The sequence below is a fragment of the Pseudomonas sp. SWRI179 genome (genome assembly GCF_014268705.1).
Classification (GTDB): domain Bacteria; phylum Pseudomonadota; class Gammaproteobacteria; order Pseudomonadales; family Pseudomonadaceae; genus Aquipseudomonas; species Aquipseudomonas zanjanensis.
This window is the reverse complement of sequence record NZ_JABWRA010000004.1, coordinates 177997-195382: the sequence shown is the minus strand read 5'-3', so window position 1 is coordinate 195382 and position 17386 is coordinate 177997. Positions and strand designations below refer to the sequence as shown.

The window sequence follows — 17386 nt, the reverse complement described above, 5'->3', positions numbered from 1 at the left end:
GCTTGCTCGCGAATGCGTCGGCACATCCGGCATCGATGCTAACTGATCCACCGCTTTCGCGAGCAAGCCCGCTCCCACAGTAGAATGCGTTGGAGCTGGGCTTCCTGCCTCGATGACTTTGCCCCTATGATCCCTGAGTCCCCTCAGGAACCTGGCGCCATGTACCCCTCGCTCACCTCCCTCGCCCCCTGCGACCTCGACACCCTGCTGCGCAGCCTGCAGCCCATCGCCCCGCTGCTGGACACCCTCGCCGACGTGGTGTTTTTCATCAAGGACCGGCAGGCCCGCTACGCCTTCGTCAACCAGACCCTGGCCCGGCGCTGCGGTTTCAAACACAGTGGCGGCCTGCTCGGCCTCACTGCCGAGCAGGTGTTTCCCGAGCGGTTCGGCCCGCTGTACACCGAACAGGACCGCCGGGTGCTGGCCAGCGGGCGGGAGTTGGCCGACCAGCTCGAACTGCATTTGTATTACGGCAACCAACCGGTGTGGTGCCTGACCCACAAGCTCGCCCTGCACGACCCAAGCGGCCAGATCGTCGGCTTGGCCGGCATTTCCCGCGACCTGCAACTGCCGCAATCGAGCCACCCGGCGTTTCACAAACTGGCGGCGGTGGACGCCCATATCAAGCAGCACTTCGCCCGCTCCATCAGCCTTGCCGAGCTGACCGCCATTGCTGAATTGTCGGTGGCGCAGTTGGAGCGGCACTGCAAACGCATCTTCCAACTCACGCCTCGGCAGATGATCCACAAGGCACGCCTGGAGGAAGCCTCGCGGCTGTTACTCGACCAAGACCTACCGATCACCGAGATCGCCTTGCGCTGCGGTTACACCGACCACAGCGCCTTCAGCCGCCAGTTCCGGGCCCTGACCAGCCTGTCGCCGAGCCAATACCGAGAGAGTCAGCGCTGATCGTGTTCCCTGATGGGGCGTCGGATCCCATGGCTGCTCCCATCTGTAACACCCCAAGCCAACGTAGCAACTTGCCCTGATGCGCCACCGCTCGGCGAAAATGCCTCTAGATCAACCCTCCAATGCCATTACCGCGCCTCACGTCAAAACAGGCATGCTGATTGCTTATCTAATATCGTATACGAAATCCTCAATACGATATCTCACCGCATTTATTCGACAGCGAGGCATTTATGAAAAACCCTGCATTGGCCGTAGCCCTCAGCGTTGTCCTCACCCCGCTTTTCATGGCCCCCGCCCACGCCGACAAGCTCGACGACATCATCGGCTCCGGCAAGCTACGTTGCGCCGTGACCCTGGACTTCCCACCCATGGGCTTTCGCGATGAAAGCAACAAACCGGCGGGGTTCGACGTGGATTATTGCCACGACCTGGCGAAGGTCCTCGGTGTCGATGCCGAGGTGGTGGAAACCCCGTTCTCCGACCGCATCCCCGCGCTGCTGTCCGGCCGCGCCGATGTCATCGTCGCCTCCACCTCCGACACCTTGGAGCGGGCCAAGACCGTCGGCCTGACCGTGCCCTACTTCGCGTTCCAGATGGTGGTGCTGACCCGCGACGACACCGGTATCAACAGCTACGCCGACCTCAAGGGCAAGAAACTCGGCAACACCAGCAGCACCTACGAAGCCATCGCCCTGGAGAAGGACCAGAAAAGCTGGGGCAGCGGCAGCTTCCGCGCCTATCAATCGCAGAACGACACCCTACTGGCCGTCGCCCAGGGACACATCGATGCCACCGTGGTGACCAACACCGTCGCCGCCGCGACCCTCAAGTCGGGCAAATACAAGGGCTTGAAGATTGCCGGTGACGCCCCCTACGTCATCGACTACGTGTCCCTCGGCGCCAAGCGCAGCGAGTACGGCCTGCTCAACTACCTGAACCTCTTCGTCAATCAGCAGGTGCGCACGGGTCGCTACAACGAGCTGTTCGTCAAATGGGTCGGCACCGACATCCCGCCGGCCAACCTGACCGTTCCCCAGGTCTACTACTGAGGATCGGCCCATGCCAAGCACGCCTGTCCGTGTGAAAGGCCGCAGCCTGGTGGAGGGTGCCGCCCAGGGCGCCCTGCTGTTCGCCGAGGTGGGCCTGAGTTTCTGGGGCGGGGTCGATCCGGCCAGTGGCGAGGTCATCGACCGCCACCACCCCTTGAGCGGCGAGCGCCTGGCCGGGCGCGTCTTGGCGATTCCCAGCGGACGCGGCTCCTGCACCGGCAGCAGCGTCTTGATGGAACTGATCAGCAACGGTCACGCACCCGCCGCCCTGGTGTTAGCCGAAGCCGATGAAATCCTGACCCTGGGCGTGCTGGTGGCGCAGGTGATTTTCCAGCGGTCCCTGCCGGTGTTGTGCGTGGGACACGAGACCTTCAATGGGCTGCGTGGCCAGGGTTTTGTCCGCCTCGAAGGCGACGTCCTGACCCTCACCGGGCGCCGCCCGAACGACGGTTGGCAAGGTTCGCAAGCACCGTCGGCGTCGCCCACTTTCTCGACCCTGGACCTGAGCGAACAGGACCGGGCATTGCTCGACGGTACCCACGGCAAGGCCGCCCAAGTGGCGATGCACATCGTGCTGCGCATGGCCGAGATCCAGGGCGCCACGCAATTGCTGGACGTGACCCAGGCCCACATCGACGGTTGCATCTACACCGGCCCGGCCAGCCTGCGCTTTGCCGAACAACTGGTGCAGTGGGGGGCGAAGGTGCGCGTCCCCACCACCCTCAATGCCATTTCCGTGGACCAGCGGCGCTGGCGGGAACTGGGCGTCGATCCGGCCTTGGGCGAACCGGCCAGTGCCTTGGGCGATGCCTACATGGCGATGGGCGCGCAACTGAGTTTCACCTGCGCCCCCTACCTGCTGGAGACCGCGCCAAAGGCCGGCGAGCAAATCGTCTGGGCCGAGTCCAACGCGGTGGTCTACGCCAACAGCGTGCTGGGCGCGCGCACGCAAAAGTACCCGGACTTCCTCGACATCTGCATCGCCCTGTGCGGACGGGCACCGTTGATCGGCTGCCATCTCGACGACTCGCGCAAGGCCCAACTGATCGTCGACGTGCCGACGCTGGGTCAGGTGGATGACAGTTTCTATCCGCTGCTGGGCTATCACATCGGCAGCCTGGCGGGCCGGCGCATCCCATTGATACGCGGCCTGGAAAACGCCACGCCCACCCTGGACGACCTCAAGGCCTTCGGCGCCGCGTTCGCCACCACCAGCGCCGCACCGTTGTTCCACATCGCCGGGGTCACCCCGGAAGCCCTCGACCCGGCCGCGGTCCTGGCGAGCGACGTCACCGTGCCGCAGGAAAGCGTCGATGCCGCAAGCCTGCTTGCCAGTTGGCGCGAGCTCAACAGTGCCCGGGATAACTGGGTGGACGTGGTCTCCCTGGGCAACCCGCATTTCTCCCTCAGCGAATTCGCCGCCCTCGCGAACTTGTGTGCGGGCCGGATCAAGCATCCGTATGTGGTACTGGCTATCACCTGCGGCCGAGCAGTGCTGGAACAAGCGCGCAAAGCCGGATACCTGACTGCCATCGAAGCCTTCGGCGCGGTGCTGGTGACCGACACCTGCTGGTGCATGTTGGGTGAGCCGGTGATCCCGCCCCACGCCACCACGTTGATGACCAACTCCGGCAAATACGCCCACTACGCACCGGGCCTGGTCGGTCGCGGGGTGCATTTTGCCGCCCTCGCCGACTGCGTCGAGGCCGCCTGCACTGCCGCGACCCACGGCCAGCCGCCGACGTGGCTGCAACCCACTGCCCGCACGGGGAGTCCGACCCATGTTTGACTACAGCTTCCAATGGCGCCCGGCCTTGCGCGCGCTGCCCGACATGCTCGCCGGGGCCTGGGTGACCTTCGAGACCGCCGCGCTGTCGATGATTTTCGGCGTGCTGATCGCCCTGGTGCTGACGGTGATGCGCCAGGCCCCGAATCGCCTGCTGCGGGGCGTGGGCAATGGCTGGGTGTCCATCGCTCGCAACACGCCCTCGCTGTTCCAGATCTACATCCTCTACTTCGGCCTCGGCTCCCTCGGGTTGCACGTCAGTTCCTGGCTGGCCTTGCTGGCCGGAATCACCTTCAACAACGCCGGCTACCTGGCAGAAAACTTTCGCGGTGGCCTCAAGGCCGTGCCCGGTACGCAAATGCGCGCCGCCCGCTCCTTGGGGATGAGCGCCTTCCAGGCCTACCGGATGATCATCGTCCCGCAATTGTTGCGCATCGTCTTCTACCCGCTGACCAACCAGATGGTCTGGGCGGTGCTGATGACGTCCCTGGGTGTGGTGGTCGGCCTGAACAACGACCTCACCGGCGTGACCCAGGAATACAACGTCAAGACCTTCCGCACTTTCGAATACTTCGCCCTCGCGGCGCTGCTGTATTACCTGATCGCCAAGCTGATCGTCGGGTTGGCCCGGCTGTTGTCCTGGCGGCTGTTTCGTTATTGAGGGCGGGTCATGTTTTCTACAAGCCTTACCGTTAACGACGTGTTGTATCTGCTTGAGGGTGCTTGGGTCACAGTGCAATTGACCGCGTGGTCGATCCTGCTGGGCACCTTCGCCGGGTTGCTGTTCGGCCTGTTGCGGGCGCTGTTGCCCCGGGCGAGCCTGCCGCTGGCCTGGCTGCTGGACGTGTTTCGCAGTGTGCCGCTGCTGATCCAGTTCGTGTTGTTCAACTCCCTCAAGAGCATCGTCGGCCTGAACCTCAGCGCGTTTGCCGTCGGCTGCATTGTCCTGGGGATCTACGCCGCCGCGTACTTCACCGAGATCGTCCGCGGTGGCGTGCTGGCGGTGCCGTTGAGCACCCGCCGGGCCAGCCGATCGCTGGGCCTGAGCTATGGGCAGGACCTTCGCTTCATCGTCCTGCCGATTGCCACGCGGGTGGCGTTTCCTGGCTGGCTGAACCTCGTGCTCGGTGTGATGAAGGACACTGCCCTGGTGATGTGGATCGGCATCGTCGAATTGCTGCGGGCCTCGCAAACCATCGTCACGCGCATTCAGGAACCCCTGCTGGTGCTGTGCATCGCGGGCCTCATTTACTACGTCATGAGCCTGGTGGTCGCCCGCCTCGGCGCACGCCTGGAAAGAAGGTGGCAGGAAAATGATTGAGATCGAGAACGTGCACAAGTCCTTCGGTGACCTGGAAGTGGTCAAGGGTGTGAGCCTGACCGTGGACAAGGGTGAAGTGGTGTCGATCATCGGCGGTTCCGGCTCTGGCAAGTCGACCCTGCTGATGTGCATCAACGGCCTGGAGCCGATCCAGAAAGGCAGCATCCGCGTGGACGGCATCGAGGTCCATGACCGCGCCACCGACCTCAATCGCCTGCGGCAAAAGATCGGCATCGTCTTCCAGCAATGGAACGCCTTCCCCCACCTCACCGTGCTGGAAAACGTGATGCTGGCGCCGCGCAAGGTGTTGGGCAAAAGCAAACAGGACGCCGAGGCCCTGGCGGTGAAACAGCTTGAGCACGTGGGCCTGGGGGACAAACTCAAGGCCTTCCCCGGCAAGCTTTCCGGCGGCCAGCAACAGCGCATGGCCATCGCCCGGGCATTGGCGATGTCGCCGGACTACATGCTCTTCGACGAAGCCACCTCGGCGCTGGACCCGCAACTGGTGGGCGAAGTGCTGGACACCATGCGCATGCTCGCCGAAGACGGCATGACCATGGTGCTGGTGACCCACGAGATCCGCTTCGCCCGGGACGTGTCCGACCGCGTGGCGTTTTTTTGCAATGGCCGGGTCCATGAGATCGGGCCGCCGGACCAGGTGATTGGTAATCCGGTGCAGCCGGAGACGGCGGCGTTCCTCAAGTCGGTGAAATAGCGGATGGCCCCTTCGCAAGCAGGCTCGCTCCCACACGGGCTTTGTGTACATGGCCCAATCAGTGTCCACCACAGAACCCTGTGGGAGCGAGCCTGCTCGCGATGAGGCCCTACAAGACAACACAAGGATTTGATCCATGCGCTCATCCAGAATCATCCATGTCATCAGCTGCCACGCCGAAGGCGAAGTCGGCGATGTGATCGTCGGCGGTGTCGCGCCGCCCCCCGGCGCCACGGTGTGGGAGCAGTCACGCTGGATCGCCCAGGACCAGACCCTGCGCAACTTCGTCCTCAACGAGCCCCGCGGCGGGGTGTTCCGCCACGTCAACCTGCTGGTGCCGGCCAAGGACCCGCGGGCGCAAATGGCCTGGATCATCATGGAACCGGCCGACACGCCGCCGATGTCCGGTTCCAACTCGCTGTGCGTCGCCACCGTGTTGCTGGACAGCGGCATCCTGCCAATGACCGAACCCCAGACCCGCCTGGTGCTGGAAGCCCCGGGCGGCCTGATCGAAGCCGTGGCCGACTGCCGCGACGGCAAGGTGCAACGGGTCGAGATCAAGAACGTACCCTCCTTCGCCGACCGCCTCGATGCCTGGATCGAAGTCGAGGGCCTGGGTTCGTTGCAGGTGGACACCGCCTACGGCGGCGACAGCTTTGTCATCGTCGATGCCCAGCGCCTGGGTTTTGCCATCCGCCCCGATGAAGCCGCCGAACTGGTGGCCGTGGGCTTGAAGATCACCCGCGCCGCCAATGAACAACTGGGCTTCGTGCACCCGCTGAACCCCGACTGGTCGCACATCTCGTTCTGCCAGATCGCCGCACCCATTGTCCGTGAGGACGGCATCGCCACGGGCGCCAACGCCGTGGTGATCCAGCCCGGCAAGATCGACCGCTCCCCCACCGGCACCGGCTGCTCGGCGCGCATGGCGGTGTTGCAGGCCAAGGGCTTGATGCAGGTAGGCGAGCGTTTTATCGGCCGCTCGATCATCGGTTCCGAATTCCATTGCCGTATCGACTCACTGACCGAGGTGGCCGGACGCCCGGCGATTTACCCGTGCATCGCCGGACGGGCGTGGATCACCGGGGCCCATCAGTTGCTGCTCGACCCGGCCGATCCGTGGCCCCAGGGCTATCGGCTTTCGGACACCTGGCCCGGCGCATGACTTCTTGAGCGTTGCACATCCCCCTGTGGCGAGGGAGCTTGCTCCCGCTGGGGCGCGAAGCGGCCCTCTGGATTTGCCTGACACACCGAGTTGCCAGGTAGTTATTGGGGCCGCTTCGCAGCCCAGCGGGAGCAAGCTCCCTCGCCACAAAAGCTCTGTAATCGACTCAACTCTATCTACGTATATGAAATACCATAACCGGAGACAACCCATGAGCAAACGCATCAACTGGAGCGGCGTCTTCCCTGCCGTCACCACCCAATTCAACGATGACTTTTCCATCAACTTGGAAAAAACCCACCAAGTGATTTCCAACGTCATTCGCGATGGCGTTTCCGGCCTGGTGGTCTGCGGGTCGGTGGGGGAAAACACCTCCCTGAGCGCCGAGGAAAAAATCGCCGTGACCGAAGTCGCGGTGGACGCCTCCCGGGGCCGGGTGCCGGTGATCTGCGGCGTGGCCGAGTTCACCAGCGTGCAGGCCGCCAAGGTCGCCAACGCAGTGCGCAAGGTCGGTGTCGACGGGGTGATGCTGATGCCGGCGCTGGTCTACGGCTCCAAGCCCTTCGAGACCGCCGAGCACTTCCGCTACGTGGCCCGCCATGCCGACGTGCCGCTGATGGTCTACAACAACCCGCCGATCTACAAGAATGACGTGACGCCGGACATTTTGATTTCCCTGGCCGATTGCGACAACGTGGTGTGTTTCAAGGACTCCTCCGGCGACACCCGGCGCTTCATCGACGTGCGCAATGAAGTCGGCGATCGCTTCGTGCTGTTCGCCGGTCTCGACGACGTGGTGCTGGAAAGCCTTGCCGTGGGCGCCGAAGGTTGGGTTTCGGGCATGTCCAACGTGTTCCCCCAGGAAGGCGAGACTATTTTCCGCCTGGCCCGCGCCGGACGGTTCGCCGAAGCGATGCCGATCTACGAATGGCTGATGCCGATCCTGCACTTGGACGCCCGGGCCGACCTGGTGCAATGCATCAAACTGTGCGAAGCCATCGCCGGCCGCGGCAGCGCCCTCACCCGCCCACCGCGCCTGGCCCTGCCGGACGCGGACCGGGTGTATGTGGAGCAGATCATGGCCAAGGCCCTGGCCAATCGGCCGGTGTTGCCGGATGTGGGGCTTTGATCACAAGGCATGGCGCTAACCGGCGGTGGTTGTGCGGCCGCCATCGCGAGCAGGCTCGCTCCCACAGGGATCGATGGTGAACGCGCAATAGTTAGCTCATGCGACTCAACCTGTGGGAGCGGGCTTGCTCGCGAAAGCGGTCTATCTGACATGGCTATGCTGGATGTACCGCCGTCTTCGCGAGCAAGCCCGCTCCCACAGGATTTGTGGCGGACATGATAGGGAGGCTTCCCATGAACTATTTCCTGGCCCAGGCCCTGAACAATCAATGGGCCAACCACAGGCTGCTCAGCGCCTGCGCGCAGTTGAGCAAGGCCGAATACGAAGCGCCGCGAACGGGGTTCTTCCCGTCCATCCAAGCCACGCTGTGCCACATCCTGGAAGTGGACCGTTATTACCTCACCGCCCTGGAAGGCGACCGTGACGGCCAGATCAAGGACTTCTCTGAAATCCTGGCCTTTGCTCAACTGAAGGAAAACCAAACCCAAACCGACCTACGACTGGTGGCGTTCTGCAAAGCCCTGCGGGAGAAAGACCTCGCTCGCTCCGTGGAGCTGGTGCGTGTCGACGGCGTGGTGCGCGAACGAATCGACCGGCTGCTGTTGCACCTGTTCGAGCATCAGATCCATCATCGTGGACAGGTCCACGGCATGCTCAGCGCCACCCACGTCGCGCCGCCACAACTCGATGAGTTTTTTCTCGACTGCGACCGGCCGTTTCGCACCGACGAGGAACAACTGCTTCAATTGGATGAACGGCGGGTCTGGCGCGAATACCTGCCAGATTGATCCGCCCCCCCTCAAAGGAGACCCTGCCATGAACTTCATTCTTCGTAGCATCGGTTTGGCGTTGATGCTGATCACCACGGCGGCCCTCGCCCACCACGGCTGGAGCGAATACGACGCCAGCAATCCCCTGACGCTCGAAGGCACGATAAAGGAAGCCGGTTATTCCCATCCCCATGGCTACGTGCGCCTGCAAACCACCGACAAAACCTGGACCGTCGTGCTGGCCCCGCCGTCCCGCATGGAGAATCGCGGGCTGGGCAAGGACATGCTCAAAGCAGGTAACAGTGCCACCGTGGTCGGCTATGCAAACCGCAACAAACCCGACGAATTGCGCGCCGAACGCATCACCATCAACGGCAAGACCACCGAGTTGCGCTGATGCAGGCCTCCCCGGCAGGCGCGCCCCAAGGCTGGATGGACCAGTTGGGCGATTCGTCCCTGGCGTTGGCCATGCGCAGCGAGCTGTGGCTCTATCCGCTGGTGGAAGTGGTGCACATCATCGGCTTTTCGATATTGGTGGGCGCGGTGGTGATGTTCGACCTGCGCGTCCTCGGGCTGTCCAAGGGCATCGCCGTGACCGCCCTGGCCCGCCACTTGCTGCCCTGGGCGATTGCGGCCCTGCTGCTGATCGTGCCTGCGGGGTTGCTGATGTTCAGTGCTCATCCCCATGACTTTGCCGGTAACAACGTCTTCATCCTCAAGCTGTACCTGATCGCGGCAGCGGGCCTTAACGCCCTGCTGTTCCACGTTGGCACCTACCGCTCCGTCCAGCAATGGAATACCGGCCATAAGGCACCCGGCCTGGCCAAGGCCCAGGCATTGGTCTCCATCGTCCTATGGATCGTGGTCATACTCTGCGGCCGCCTGCTGGCCTACACCTGAACTACACCTGAAAAAGAAGCGATGGCCATTGCCGGCCATCGCCAAATCGCCCACCCGGGCGCCCTCAGATCCGTGCGGGAGACACGATGATCTTCACGTTGTGCTCCTTGTTGTTGACCAACTCCTCGAAGCCCTGCCCGACGATCTCTTCCAACTGGATGCGCCCCGTCACCAGCGGCGAGATGTCCAGGCGTCCGTCGGCAATGAAGGCAATCACGTCGGCGAACTCACCGTTGTAGGCCAGCGCGCCCAGCACTTGCTTCTCCGTGGAGACCAGCTCAAAGAAGTTGAACTCGCTCGGTTCCTCGAAAATCCCCACCAACACGCACTTGCCGGCCTTGCGGATCAGATCGATGGCCAGCTTGGCGGTGTGCTTGTTGCCGATGCACTCGAAGCTGACATCGGCCCCCAGGCCAGCGGTCAGGCGACGGACTTCGGCCAAGGCGTCGCACTCGTTCGGATCGATCACATGGCTGGCCCCGACTTCCAGGGCCTTGGCCTTGCGTGCGCCGGACATTTCCAAGGCGATCACCTGGGCTGCGCCAGCCGCCTTGGCGCACATGATCGTGCACAAACCGATGGTCCCGGCGCCCACCACCACGACGTTCTGGCCCAGCAGGCTGCCGGCCTTTTTCACCGCATGCATGCCCACCGCCAGTGGCTCGATCAACGCACCGGCCTCGGCGGGGAAATCGGCCGGTAGTTTGTAGAGCAGGTTCGCCGGGACGTTGACCAGCTCCGCGAACGCACCGTTGTTCATCAACCCGGTGAACGCCAGGTTCTCGCAAATGTTGTACAGCCCATGGGTGCAGTAGTAGCAAGTGCCGCAGTGCTGGCAGGCGTCCGCCGCCACCGGCTCGCCGACACTGAAACCTTCGACGCCGGCCCCCAGTTCGACGATCTCACCGCAGAACTCATGGCCAAGGATGCACTGGCCTTTGATCCCGGTCAGCGGGTGTGGCGCGTCCACCGGGATGAACACCGGCCCGGCCACGTACTCGTGCAGGTCGGAGCCGCAGATGCCGCACCATTGCACGCGGATCTGCACCCAACCGGCGGGGGGCGAAACCGGCAGTGGCACGTCTTCGACGCGGATGTCGTTGCGGCCATGCCAGACGGCGGCGCGCATGCTGCGGGTCGGCTTGATAGAAACGTTCATAGCGTTGCCTCCAGAATTTTTATAGGGCGACGATGCAAGCGCCGCCCGCTTGGTCAGTGCTGTCCGATGAACCCGTTGATCAGCCGATTGACCTGCTCGGCCGCTTCCATCTGCACCATATGGCCTTGGCCCGCCAGCACCTCGACCCGCGCTGATAACCCTTCGGCGTGAGACGCCGGGATGATTGCGTCGTCGCTGCCCCAGATCACCAGGGTCGGCACGTGGCCGGCCTGTACCACTTCGCGCAGGTCCGCCTGCTGGCGGCCGTCGGCGAACAACGTCGCTGACAACTGCTGCAGCGCCGCGTCCACACCTTCCAGGCGCTTGTACTTGAGCATGTCGTCGAGCATCTGGCGGTTGACCAGCTCGGCATTGGAGAACAGTTGCACCAGTTGCGGCTTGAGGGCGTTGCGGTTGGCCGCTTCGACGAACCCTCGCAGGTAGCTGCCGTTGATCTGCGCACCCAGGCCGGCACTGCCGATCAAGGTCAGGGAGCGTATCCGCTGGGGCATCAGGCGCGCAGCGTTCAGCGACACCGCCCCGCCCATGGAATGCCCCACCAGGTGCACGGCGTTGATGTCCAGGTGATCGAGCAAGGCCAGCACCACGCCGCTCAGCTCGTCCAAATCGCCGCGTTGCAGGGTCTTCGACGATTCGCCGTGGCCCGGCAGGTCCAGGGCAATGACCCGTCGCCCGGCCGCCAGGGCTTCATGGTTGAACAGCCAGTTGTTCAAGTCGCCGCCAAAACCGTGCACCAGCACCAGCGGCGTACCGCCCTCGCCGCGCTCGAAATAGCGGATCACCCGGCCGTCCAACTCGACTTTCTGTGGTTTCGGACCACTGTCCTCATCAGCCGCGTCGCCAGGCACGAAGTTGGATTGGAACTGCTCGATGACCGCGTCGATCTCGGCGTCGCTGGCCTCGCCTTCGACGACGATGCCGAGCAAGGCGCCGACCGCCAGGGTTTCGTCCTGGCGGGCGATCTGCCGGCGCAGGATTCCAGAAAACGGCGCCTCGACGCTGCTGGAAATCTTGTCCGTCTCGACATCCATCACTTCCTCGCCCTTGGTGATGGCCTGCCCCTCTTCCTTGAGCCAGGCATCGACCCGGCCCTCGGTCATCGACAGGCCCCACTTGGGCATGGTCAGGGTATGAATCTGGCTCATCAGCGCTTGCTCCACTCGATCACGTTGAGCACGGCTTGTTCGATCTTCGCCGCGTCAGGGATGTACAGGTCTTCCAGGGCATCGGAGAACGGCACCGGGGTGTGGGGCGCGGTGACCATTTCGATCGGGGCCTTGAGCGCGCCAAAGGCTTTTTGCGCCACCAGCGCCGAGATGTCGGTGGCCATGGAACAGCGTGGGTTGGCCTCGTCGATCACCACCAGGCGCCCGGTCTTCTCGACACTTTCCAGGATACTGTCCTCGTCCAGCGGACTGGTGGTGCGCAGGTCGATCACTTCACAGTCGATGCCACGCCCGGCCAGGTTGCGCGCCGCGTCCATCGCGGTGTTGACCAGCCGCCCGTAGGAGACCAGGGTGATGTCCTTGCCGTCGCGCAGGAAGTTGGCCTCGCCGAACGGGACGGTGTAGAGCTCTTCCGGCACTTCGCCCTGCATGCTGTAGAGCAACTTGTGCTCGCAGAAGATCACTGGGTCGTTGTCGCGGATCGCCTGGATCAGCAGGCCCTTGGCGTCGTAGGGCGACGATGGGCAGACCACTTTCAGTCCCGGGATGTGCGTCCACAACGACGTGAGCATCTGTGAATGCTGGGCGGCGGCGCGCAGGCCGGCGCCGACCATGGTGCGGATCACCAGGGGTGTGGAGGCCTTGCCGCCGAACATGTAGCGAAACTTCGCCGCCTGGTTGAGGATCTGGTCCAGGCAGCACCCGGCGAAGTCGACGAACATCAGTTCGCACACCGGGCGCACGCCGCAGGTGGCCGCGCCGACCGCCGCGCCGACGTAACCGATTTCCGACAGTGGCGTGTCCAGCACGCGCCCGGGAAACTGGTCGTAAAGGCCCTTGGTGACGCCGAGTACGCCGCCCCAGGCGTCGTTCTCACCGGGGGCGCCGGCGCCACCGGCCACGTCCTCACCCATGATGAACACGCTGGCGTCGCGGCGCATTTCCTGGGCCAGGGCTTCGTTGATTGCCTGCTGATAGCTGATTTTTCTCGCCATGATGAAATTCTCTGTTCTTGTTTTAGGAGGGCGTTCAGGGATAGCTGACGTAGACGTCGGTCAGCAGGTCCGCTGCAGAGGGCTTGGGATCGGACTTGGCCTTGTACACGGCGTTTTCAATCAGCAGGTCCACTTCCTTGTCGATCTGGTCCAACTGCTCGACGGTGAGCAGACCGGCCCGGGTGGTGCGCTCGCGGAACTGCATCAGGCAGTCCTGGTTTTCGCGGAAATGCTTGACCTCGTCCGGTGCGCGATAGGTCTGGGCGTCGCCTTCGAAGTGGCCGTAGTAGCGGGTCAGCTTGACCTCGATCAGCGACGGCCCTTCCCCGGCACGGGCGCGTTCGACGGCGGCACCGGCGGCTTCATGCACGGCGAAGAAGTCGAAGCCGTCCACCGTCACGCCGGGCATGCCGAAGCCGGCGGCGCGGTCGGCGATGTGATCGCAGGCCACCGACCAATTGGAAGCAGTGGCCTCGGCGTAGCCGTTGTTTTCGGCGATGAACAGGCACGGCAAGTTCCACACCGAGGCCATGTTCATTGCTTCGAACACCGCGCCCTCGTTGGAGCCGCCGTCGCCGAAAAACACCACGGCGACGCTGTCGGTGCCCTTGAGCCGGGCCGCCAAAGCCGCGCCGACCACCAGTGGCGCGCCGGCGCCGACGATGCCGTTGGCGCCGAGCATGCCTTTCTCGAAATCGGCGATGTGCATCGAGCCACCCTTGCCTTGGCAGACGCCGGTTTTCTTGCCGTAGATCTCGGCCATCATTCCGTAGACGTCCACGCCCTTGGCGATGCAATGGCCGTGGCCACGGTGGTTGGAGGCGATGCAATCGTCATCCCCAAGGTGGGCCATGACGCCGGCGGCCGACGCTTCTTCACCGGCATACAAGTGGACGAAACCGGGGATCTCGCCCGTGGCGAACTCCACGTGCAGGCGCTCTTCAAAGGCGCGGATGGTGCGCATCACCTGATAGGCGTGCAGCAGTTGATCGTGGGTGAGCGGTGTCGACATTTTTATTCTCCTGGGGTGTCTTCTTGAAGATTCAAAGGGTGTTGCGGGTGCTCGCGGCCGATGGCCAACAAGCGTTGTTGCGCGGCGTAGGCCAGCACCGCGTTGACGTCGATGCTCAGCGGACCGCCGGCATCGAGGGTGACCGTGGGCCGGTCGTGGGCGTTGAATTCGATTTCCCGTTCGCCATCCAGGGCCAAGGTGCCGCTGGACAGTGACAAGCCATGGGCGACGCCGGGCTCCAAAGGGCCGGCGGCGAGCACCCCACAGCCTTGCAACAGGCCCGGGGCGAGCGGCACCAGCAACGCTTCGGGGGATTGCGGGTCCAGGCGCATCCAGGCCCCGCCCGGTGCCTGGCGGGACACCGGTAACCACAAGCCGCACAACGCCGACAGGCCAATGGATTGCGGTTCGGCGAAGGTCACGAAGACTTCGGCCAGGTCCTGGGCCCGGCTGATGGCCCGGGCGCCGACAAAACGCAGCGGCGACACGGCGACGTCCACCAGGGCGACTTCGCGCAAGCCACGCCCGGCGTCGCAGACCAGCAAGCGCTTGTTGCGGCGCAAACCGATCACGTCCGGGATCCGGCCGCTGGCGTACAACCCACCGGCCAGCCCGGCACTGGTGGCCTCGCGCAGTTCGGGAAAGGCGTTGTTGGTGCCGGTGGACAGGGTCAGCAACGGGATGTCGCCGACTTCGGCGGCCACCGCCTTGTGGGTGCCATCGCCGCCGAGCACGGCGATCAGCGCCACCTCGCGCTCGGCCATCAGGCGCGCGGCCCGGCGGGTGTCTTCGACGGTCTGGCGCAGGGTCAGGTCGAGGAATTCCAGGGCCGGCCAGTGGCTGCTGCGGGCCTGGCGGCTATGGCTGTTCTTCAGCACGGCGGCGGCCATGCCGATCATGTCGGTGGGCATCAACACCTGTTCGATGCCGGTGGCGCCGAACGCGGCCAGCAGGCGCTGGATCACCGAAACCTTGTCGGTGCTGGAAAACAGCCCGGCGTTGGCGGTCAGGCGCCGCACGTCGCGGCCCGAGGCGGGGTTGGCGATGATGCCCACGGTCAAGGGTCGGCGGCTCATGGCGCCACCGTGGACGGTGCGGGCAAACGGCCTGGGCAGGAAGACATAGACACCTCGTTGTTATTATTGGAGACCCGTCGGGCGGGTTCCTGGCATAGAGCAAGGGCGGTGCCAGTTGTGGGAGAAACCTGCAAGAAGGCCGAACCAGAGCGGTTCCGAGCTGATTGACGAAGCAGCGGACCGAGCCCCGGTGAGACGCCCCATGTCAGCCTGCACGAGGTTGCGGCGAGACACTGAGACGTGGCGTCTCACGCCACCCGGACAACCCGTCGAGCTTGTCTGCACCCGGCGAACGGCGCTTAATGTGCGCACAACGACAAGAAGCTGAATCGGAGGCCCCATGCTTTCCGCTCACTCCCGGGCGCACGTGGATTGCGTCAGCCGCGTGGTGAAAAACGCGAGCCAATTGCCACAATTGCCCGTCCCGGACCTGATCCTCGACTCCTGGCGCCGTTCCCTGGAGCAACATCACCTGGACCCGGGTTCGCTGCAGGGCCCGCGCATCCTGTCCCAGGACGTGCTCAAGCAATGCCGCGAGCGCTCCGAGCTGTTCCTCAACATCGCCAGCGAAGAAGTGGCTCGCCTCCATGGCCGGGTACGCGACGCCGACTATTGCGTACTGCTGACCGATGCCCAGGGCCAGACCATCGACTACCGGGTGGAAACCTCGATCCGCAATGACTGCCGCAAGGCCGGGCTGTACCTGGGCACCTGTTGGTCGGAGGGCGAAGAAGGCACGTGTGGCGTGGCGGCGGTGCTCACGGCCAAGGCCCCGGTGACCGTGCACAAGCGCGACCATTTCCGCGCGGCGTTCATTGGCCTGACCTGTTCCGCCGCGCCGGTCTTCGACCCCCAAGGTGAATTGCTCGGGGTGCTGGACGTCTCGGCGGTACGCTCGCCGGATGATCGCCGCTCGCAACACCTGATCCGGCAAATGGTGGTGCAGAGCGCCCGGGAGATCGAACAGGCGTTTTTCATGAGCAGCGCCCAGGGCTACTGGGTGCTGCGGGCCCATCGCAACCCCGGCTACGTCGACAGCCAGCCGGACTTCCTGTTCGCCTGGGATGACGACGGTTGCCTGCAAGCCTTGAACCCGGCCGCCCGCCAGTACCTGCTGCAACAGTACGGGCAGGTGCCGCAACACATCGGCCAGGTGTTCGAGCAGCAACGGCTGCACCGTGCCCGGGACGAAAGCCTCTGCTTGCTCGATCACGCCATGCATGGGCGCTTGAGCGCGCCTCGCCAGCGGGCCGTTTCACGTTCGCGGGTGGCGATGACCCCGCTGGAAATCGATCCACGCCTGGCCGACAGCCTGCGCCTGGCGGTGCGGGTCAAGGATCGCAACCTGCCGGTGCTGATCCAGGGCGAAACCGGTGCCGGCAAGGAAGTCTTCGCTCGCCAGTTGCACCAGGCCAGCCAGCGCCGCGAGCGCCCTTTCGTGGCGCTGAACTGCGCGGCCATTCCCGAAAGCCTGATCGAAAGCGAATTGTTCGGCTACGTCGCCGGGGCGTTCACCGGCGCCTCGGCCAAAGGCATGCAGGGCCTGTTGCAACAGGCCGATGGTGGCACCTTGTTCCTGGATGAGATCGGCGACATGCCGCTGGCCTTGCAGACCCGGCTGCTGCGGGTACTGGCCGAGGGTGAAGTGGCGCCGCTGGGCGCATCCCGCCGCAAGGCCGTCGACATTCAGGTGATCTGCGCCACCCACCGCGACCTGGAGACGCTGGTGGCCGCCGGCGAGTTTCGCGAGGATTTGTATTTCCGCCTCGGCGGTGCGCGTTTCCAGCTACCGCCGTTACGTGACCGCAGCGACCGGCTCGCGCTGATCAATCGGATTCTTGCCGAGGAGTCCGCGCTGTGCGGGGGAACCGTGCAGTTGAGCGGCGCTGCCCTGGAATCCCTGCTCGGCTATCACTGGCCGGGCAATGTCCGCCAGTTGCGCCATGTGCTGCGCTATGCCTGCGCGGTGTGCGAAGCCAGCGTGATCCAGCTCAGCCACCTGCCCGAGTCGTTGCACTGCACTCATGCCGTCGATCAGGGGCCGGAGCCAAGCGCCAGCCCGGAACGCCAGGCGTTGCTCGATGCCTTGGTGCGCCACCGCTGGAAACCCACCGCCGCCGCCCGGGCCCTGGGCGTTTCCCGGGCGACCCTGTATCGACGGGTACACCAGCACGGCATCGAGATGCCAGGCCGCAGCCCCGCCTGAGCAC

At 64.4% G+C, this 17386-nt stretch carries 17 protein-coding genes; 12 read left to right on the top strand and 5 right to left on the bottom strand.

Features of this window, described 5'->3' with window-relative positions; all coding sequences use genetic code 11:
* Positions 1-159: 159 nt before the first annotated feature.
* The 11 genes from HU767_RS03985 (at position 160) to HU767_RS03935 (ending at position 9747) form a co-directional block, all read left to right on the top strand.
* A complete protein-coding gene (locus HU767_RS03985) occupies positions 160-909 on the top strand; it encodes an AraC family transcriptional regulator (protein WP_186704942.1) in 750 nt (249 codons plus the stop codon).
* A gap of 287 nt (positions 910-1196) precedes the next feature.
* Positions 1197-1961 carry a transporter substrate-binding domain-containing protein gene (locus tag HU767_RS03980; RefSeq protein ID WP_238349414.1) on the top strand — a complete coding sequence of 255 codons (765 nt, stop codon included), beginning with the start codon at positions 1197-1199 and terminating at the stop codon, positions 1959-1961.
* A gap of 10 nt (positions 1962-1971) precedes the next feature.
* Complete coding sequence (locus HU767_RS03975; RefSeq protein ID WP_186728577.1) at positions 1972-3750, top strand: aconitase family protein; 1779 nt, start codon at positions 1972-1974, stop codon at positions 3748-3750.
* Positions 3743-4408, top strand: a complete 666-nt coding sequence (locus tag HU767_RS03970) for an amino acid ABC transporter permease (RefSeq protein WP_057452167.1) — start codon at positions 3743-3745, stop codon at positions 4406-4408. The genes HU767_RS03975 and HU767_RS03970 overlap by 8 nt, the downstream gene beginning before the upstream one ends.
* A 9-nt stretch (positions 4409-4417) precedes the next feature.
* On the top strand, positions 4418-5068 hold the full coding sequence (locus tag HU767_RS03965; RefSeq protein ID WP_186704939.1) for an amino acid ABC transporter permease: 651 nt from the start codon (positions 4418-4420) through the stop codon (positions 5066-5068).
* Positions 5061-5783 (top strand): amino acid ABC transporter ATP-binding protein, encoded by a 723-nt coding sequence (locus tag HU767_RS03960; RefSeq protein ID WP_092172955.1) that lies wholly within the window; start codon positions 5061-5063, stop codon positions 5781-5783. The genes HU767_RS03965 and HU767_RS03960 overlap by 8 nt, the downstream gene beginning before the upstream one ends.
* A gap of 136 nt (positions 5784-5919) precedes the next feature.
* On the top strand, positions 5920-6948 hold the full coding sequence (locus HU767_RS03955) for a proline racemase family protein (RefSeq protein ID WP_186728576.1): 1029 nt from the start codon (positions 5920-5922) through the stop codon (positions 6946-6948).
* A gap of 211 nt (positions 6949-7159) precedes the next feature.
* Complete coding sequence (locus HU767_RS03950; protein WP_186704937.1) at positions 7160-8077, top strand: dihydrodipicolinate synthase family protein; 918 nt, start codon at positions 7160-7162, stop codon at positions 8075-8077.
* 233 nt (positions 8078-8310) lie between these two features.
* Complete coding sequence (locus HU767_RS03945; protein ID WP_186728575.1) at positions 8311-8865, top strand: DinB family protein; 555 nt, start codon at positions 8311-8313, stop codon at positions 8863-8865.
* 28 nt (positions 8866-8893) lie between these two features.
* Complete coding sequence (locus HU767_RS03940) at positions 8894-9244, top strand: DUF6152 family protein (protein ID WP_186728574.1); 351 nt, start codon at positions 8894-8896, stop codon at positions 9242-9244.
* Positions 9244-9747 carry a DUF6644 family protein gene (locus HU767_RS03935; RefSeq protein WP_202894650.1) on the top strand — a complete coding sequence of 168 codons (504 nt, stop codon included), beginning with the start codon at positions 9244-9246 and terminating at the stop codon, positions 9745-9747. Before HU767_RS03940 ends, HU767_RS03935 begins: the two co-directional genes overlap by 1 nt.
* A 64-nt stretch (positions 9748-9811) precedes the next feature.
* Here the strand turns inward: HU767_RS03935 and HU767_RS03930 are convergent, their stop codons facing one another.
* The 5 genes from HU767_RS03930 to HU767_RS03910 form a co-directional block, all read right to left on the bottom strand.
* A complete protein-coding gene (locus HU767_RS03930; protein ID WP_238349413.1) occupies positions 9812-10876 on the bottom strand; it encodes a 2,3-butanediol dehydrogenase in 1065 nt (354 codons plus the stop codon).
* Between the two features lie 83 nt (positions 10877-10959).
* Positions 10960-12072 (bottom strand): acetoin dehydrogenase dihydrolipoyllysine-residue acetyltransferase subunit, encoded by a 1113-nt coding sequence (locus HU767_RS03925; RefSeq protein ID WP_186704934.1) that lies wholly within the window; start codon positions 12070-12072, stop codon positions 10960-10962.
* Complete coding sequence (locus HU767_RS03920; RefSeq protein WP_186704933.1) at positions 12072-13088, bottom strand: alpha-ketoacid dehydrogenase subunit beta; 1017 nt, start codon at positions 13086-13088, stop codon at positions 12072-12074. Before HU767_RS03920 ends, HU767_RS03925 begins: the two co-directional genes overlap by 1 nt.
* A gap of 34 nt (positions 13089-13122) precedes the next feature.
* A complete protein-coding gene (locus HU767_RS03915) occupies positions 13123-14100 on the bottom strand; it encodes a thiamine pyrophosphate-dependent dehydrogenase E1 component subunit alpha (protein WP_053119650.1) in 978 nt (325 codons plus the stop codon).
* A 2-nt stretch (positions 14101-14102) separates the two neighbouring features.
* Positions 14103-15176: an NAD(+)/NADH kinase gene (locus tag HU767_RS03910; RefSeq protein ID WP_186728573.1), complete on the bottom strand. Its 1074-nt coding sequence runs from the start codon at positions 15174-15176 to the stop codon at positions 14103-14105.
* A gap of 340 nt (positions 15177-15516) precedes the next feature.
* On the opposite strand from HU767_RS03910, the gene HU767_RS03905 reads away from it, so the two are divergent.
* Positions 15517-17382 (top strand): sigma-54-dependent Fis family transcriptional regulator, encoded by a 1866-nt coding sequence (locus tag HU767_RS03905; RefSeq protein ID WP_186728572.1) that lies wholly within the window; start codon positions 15517-15519, stop codon positions 17380-17382.
* Positions 17383-17386 lie beyond the last annotated feature (4 nt).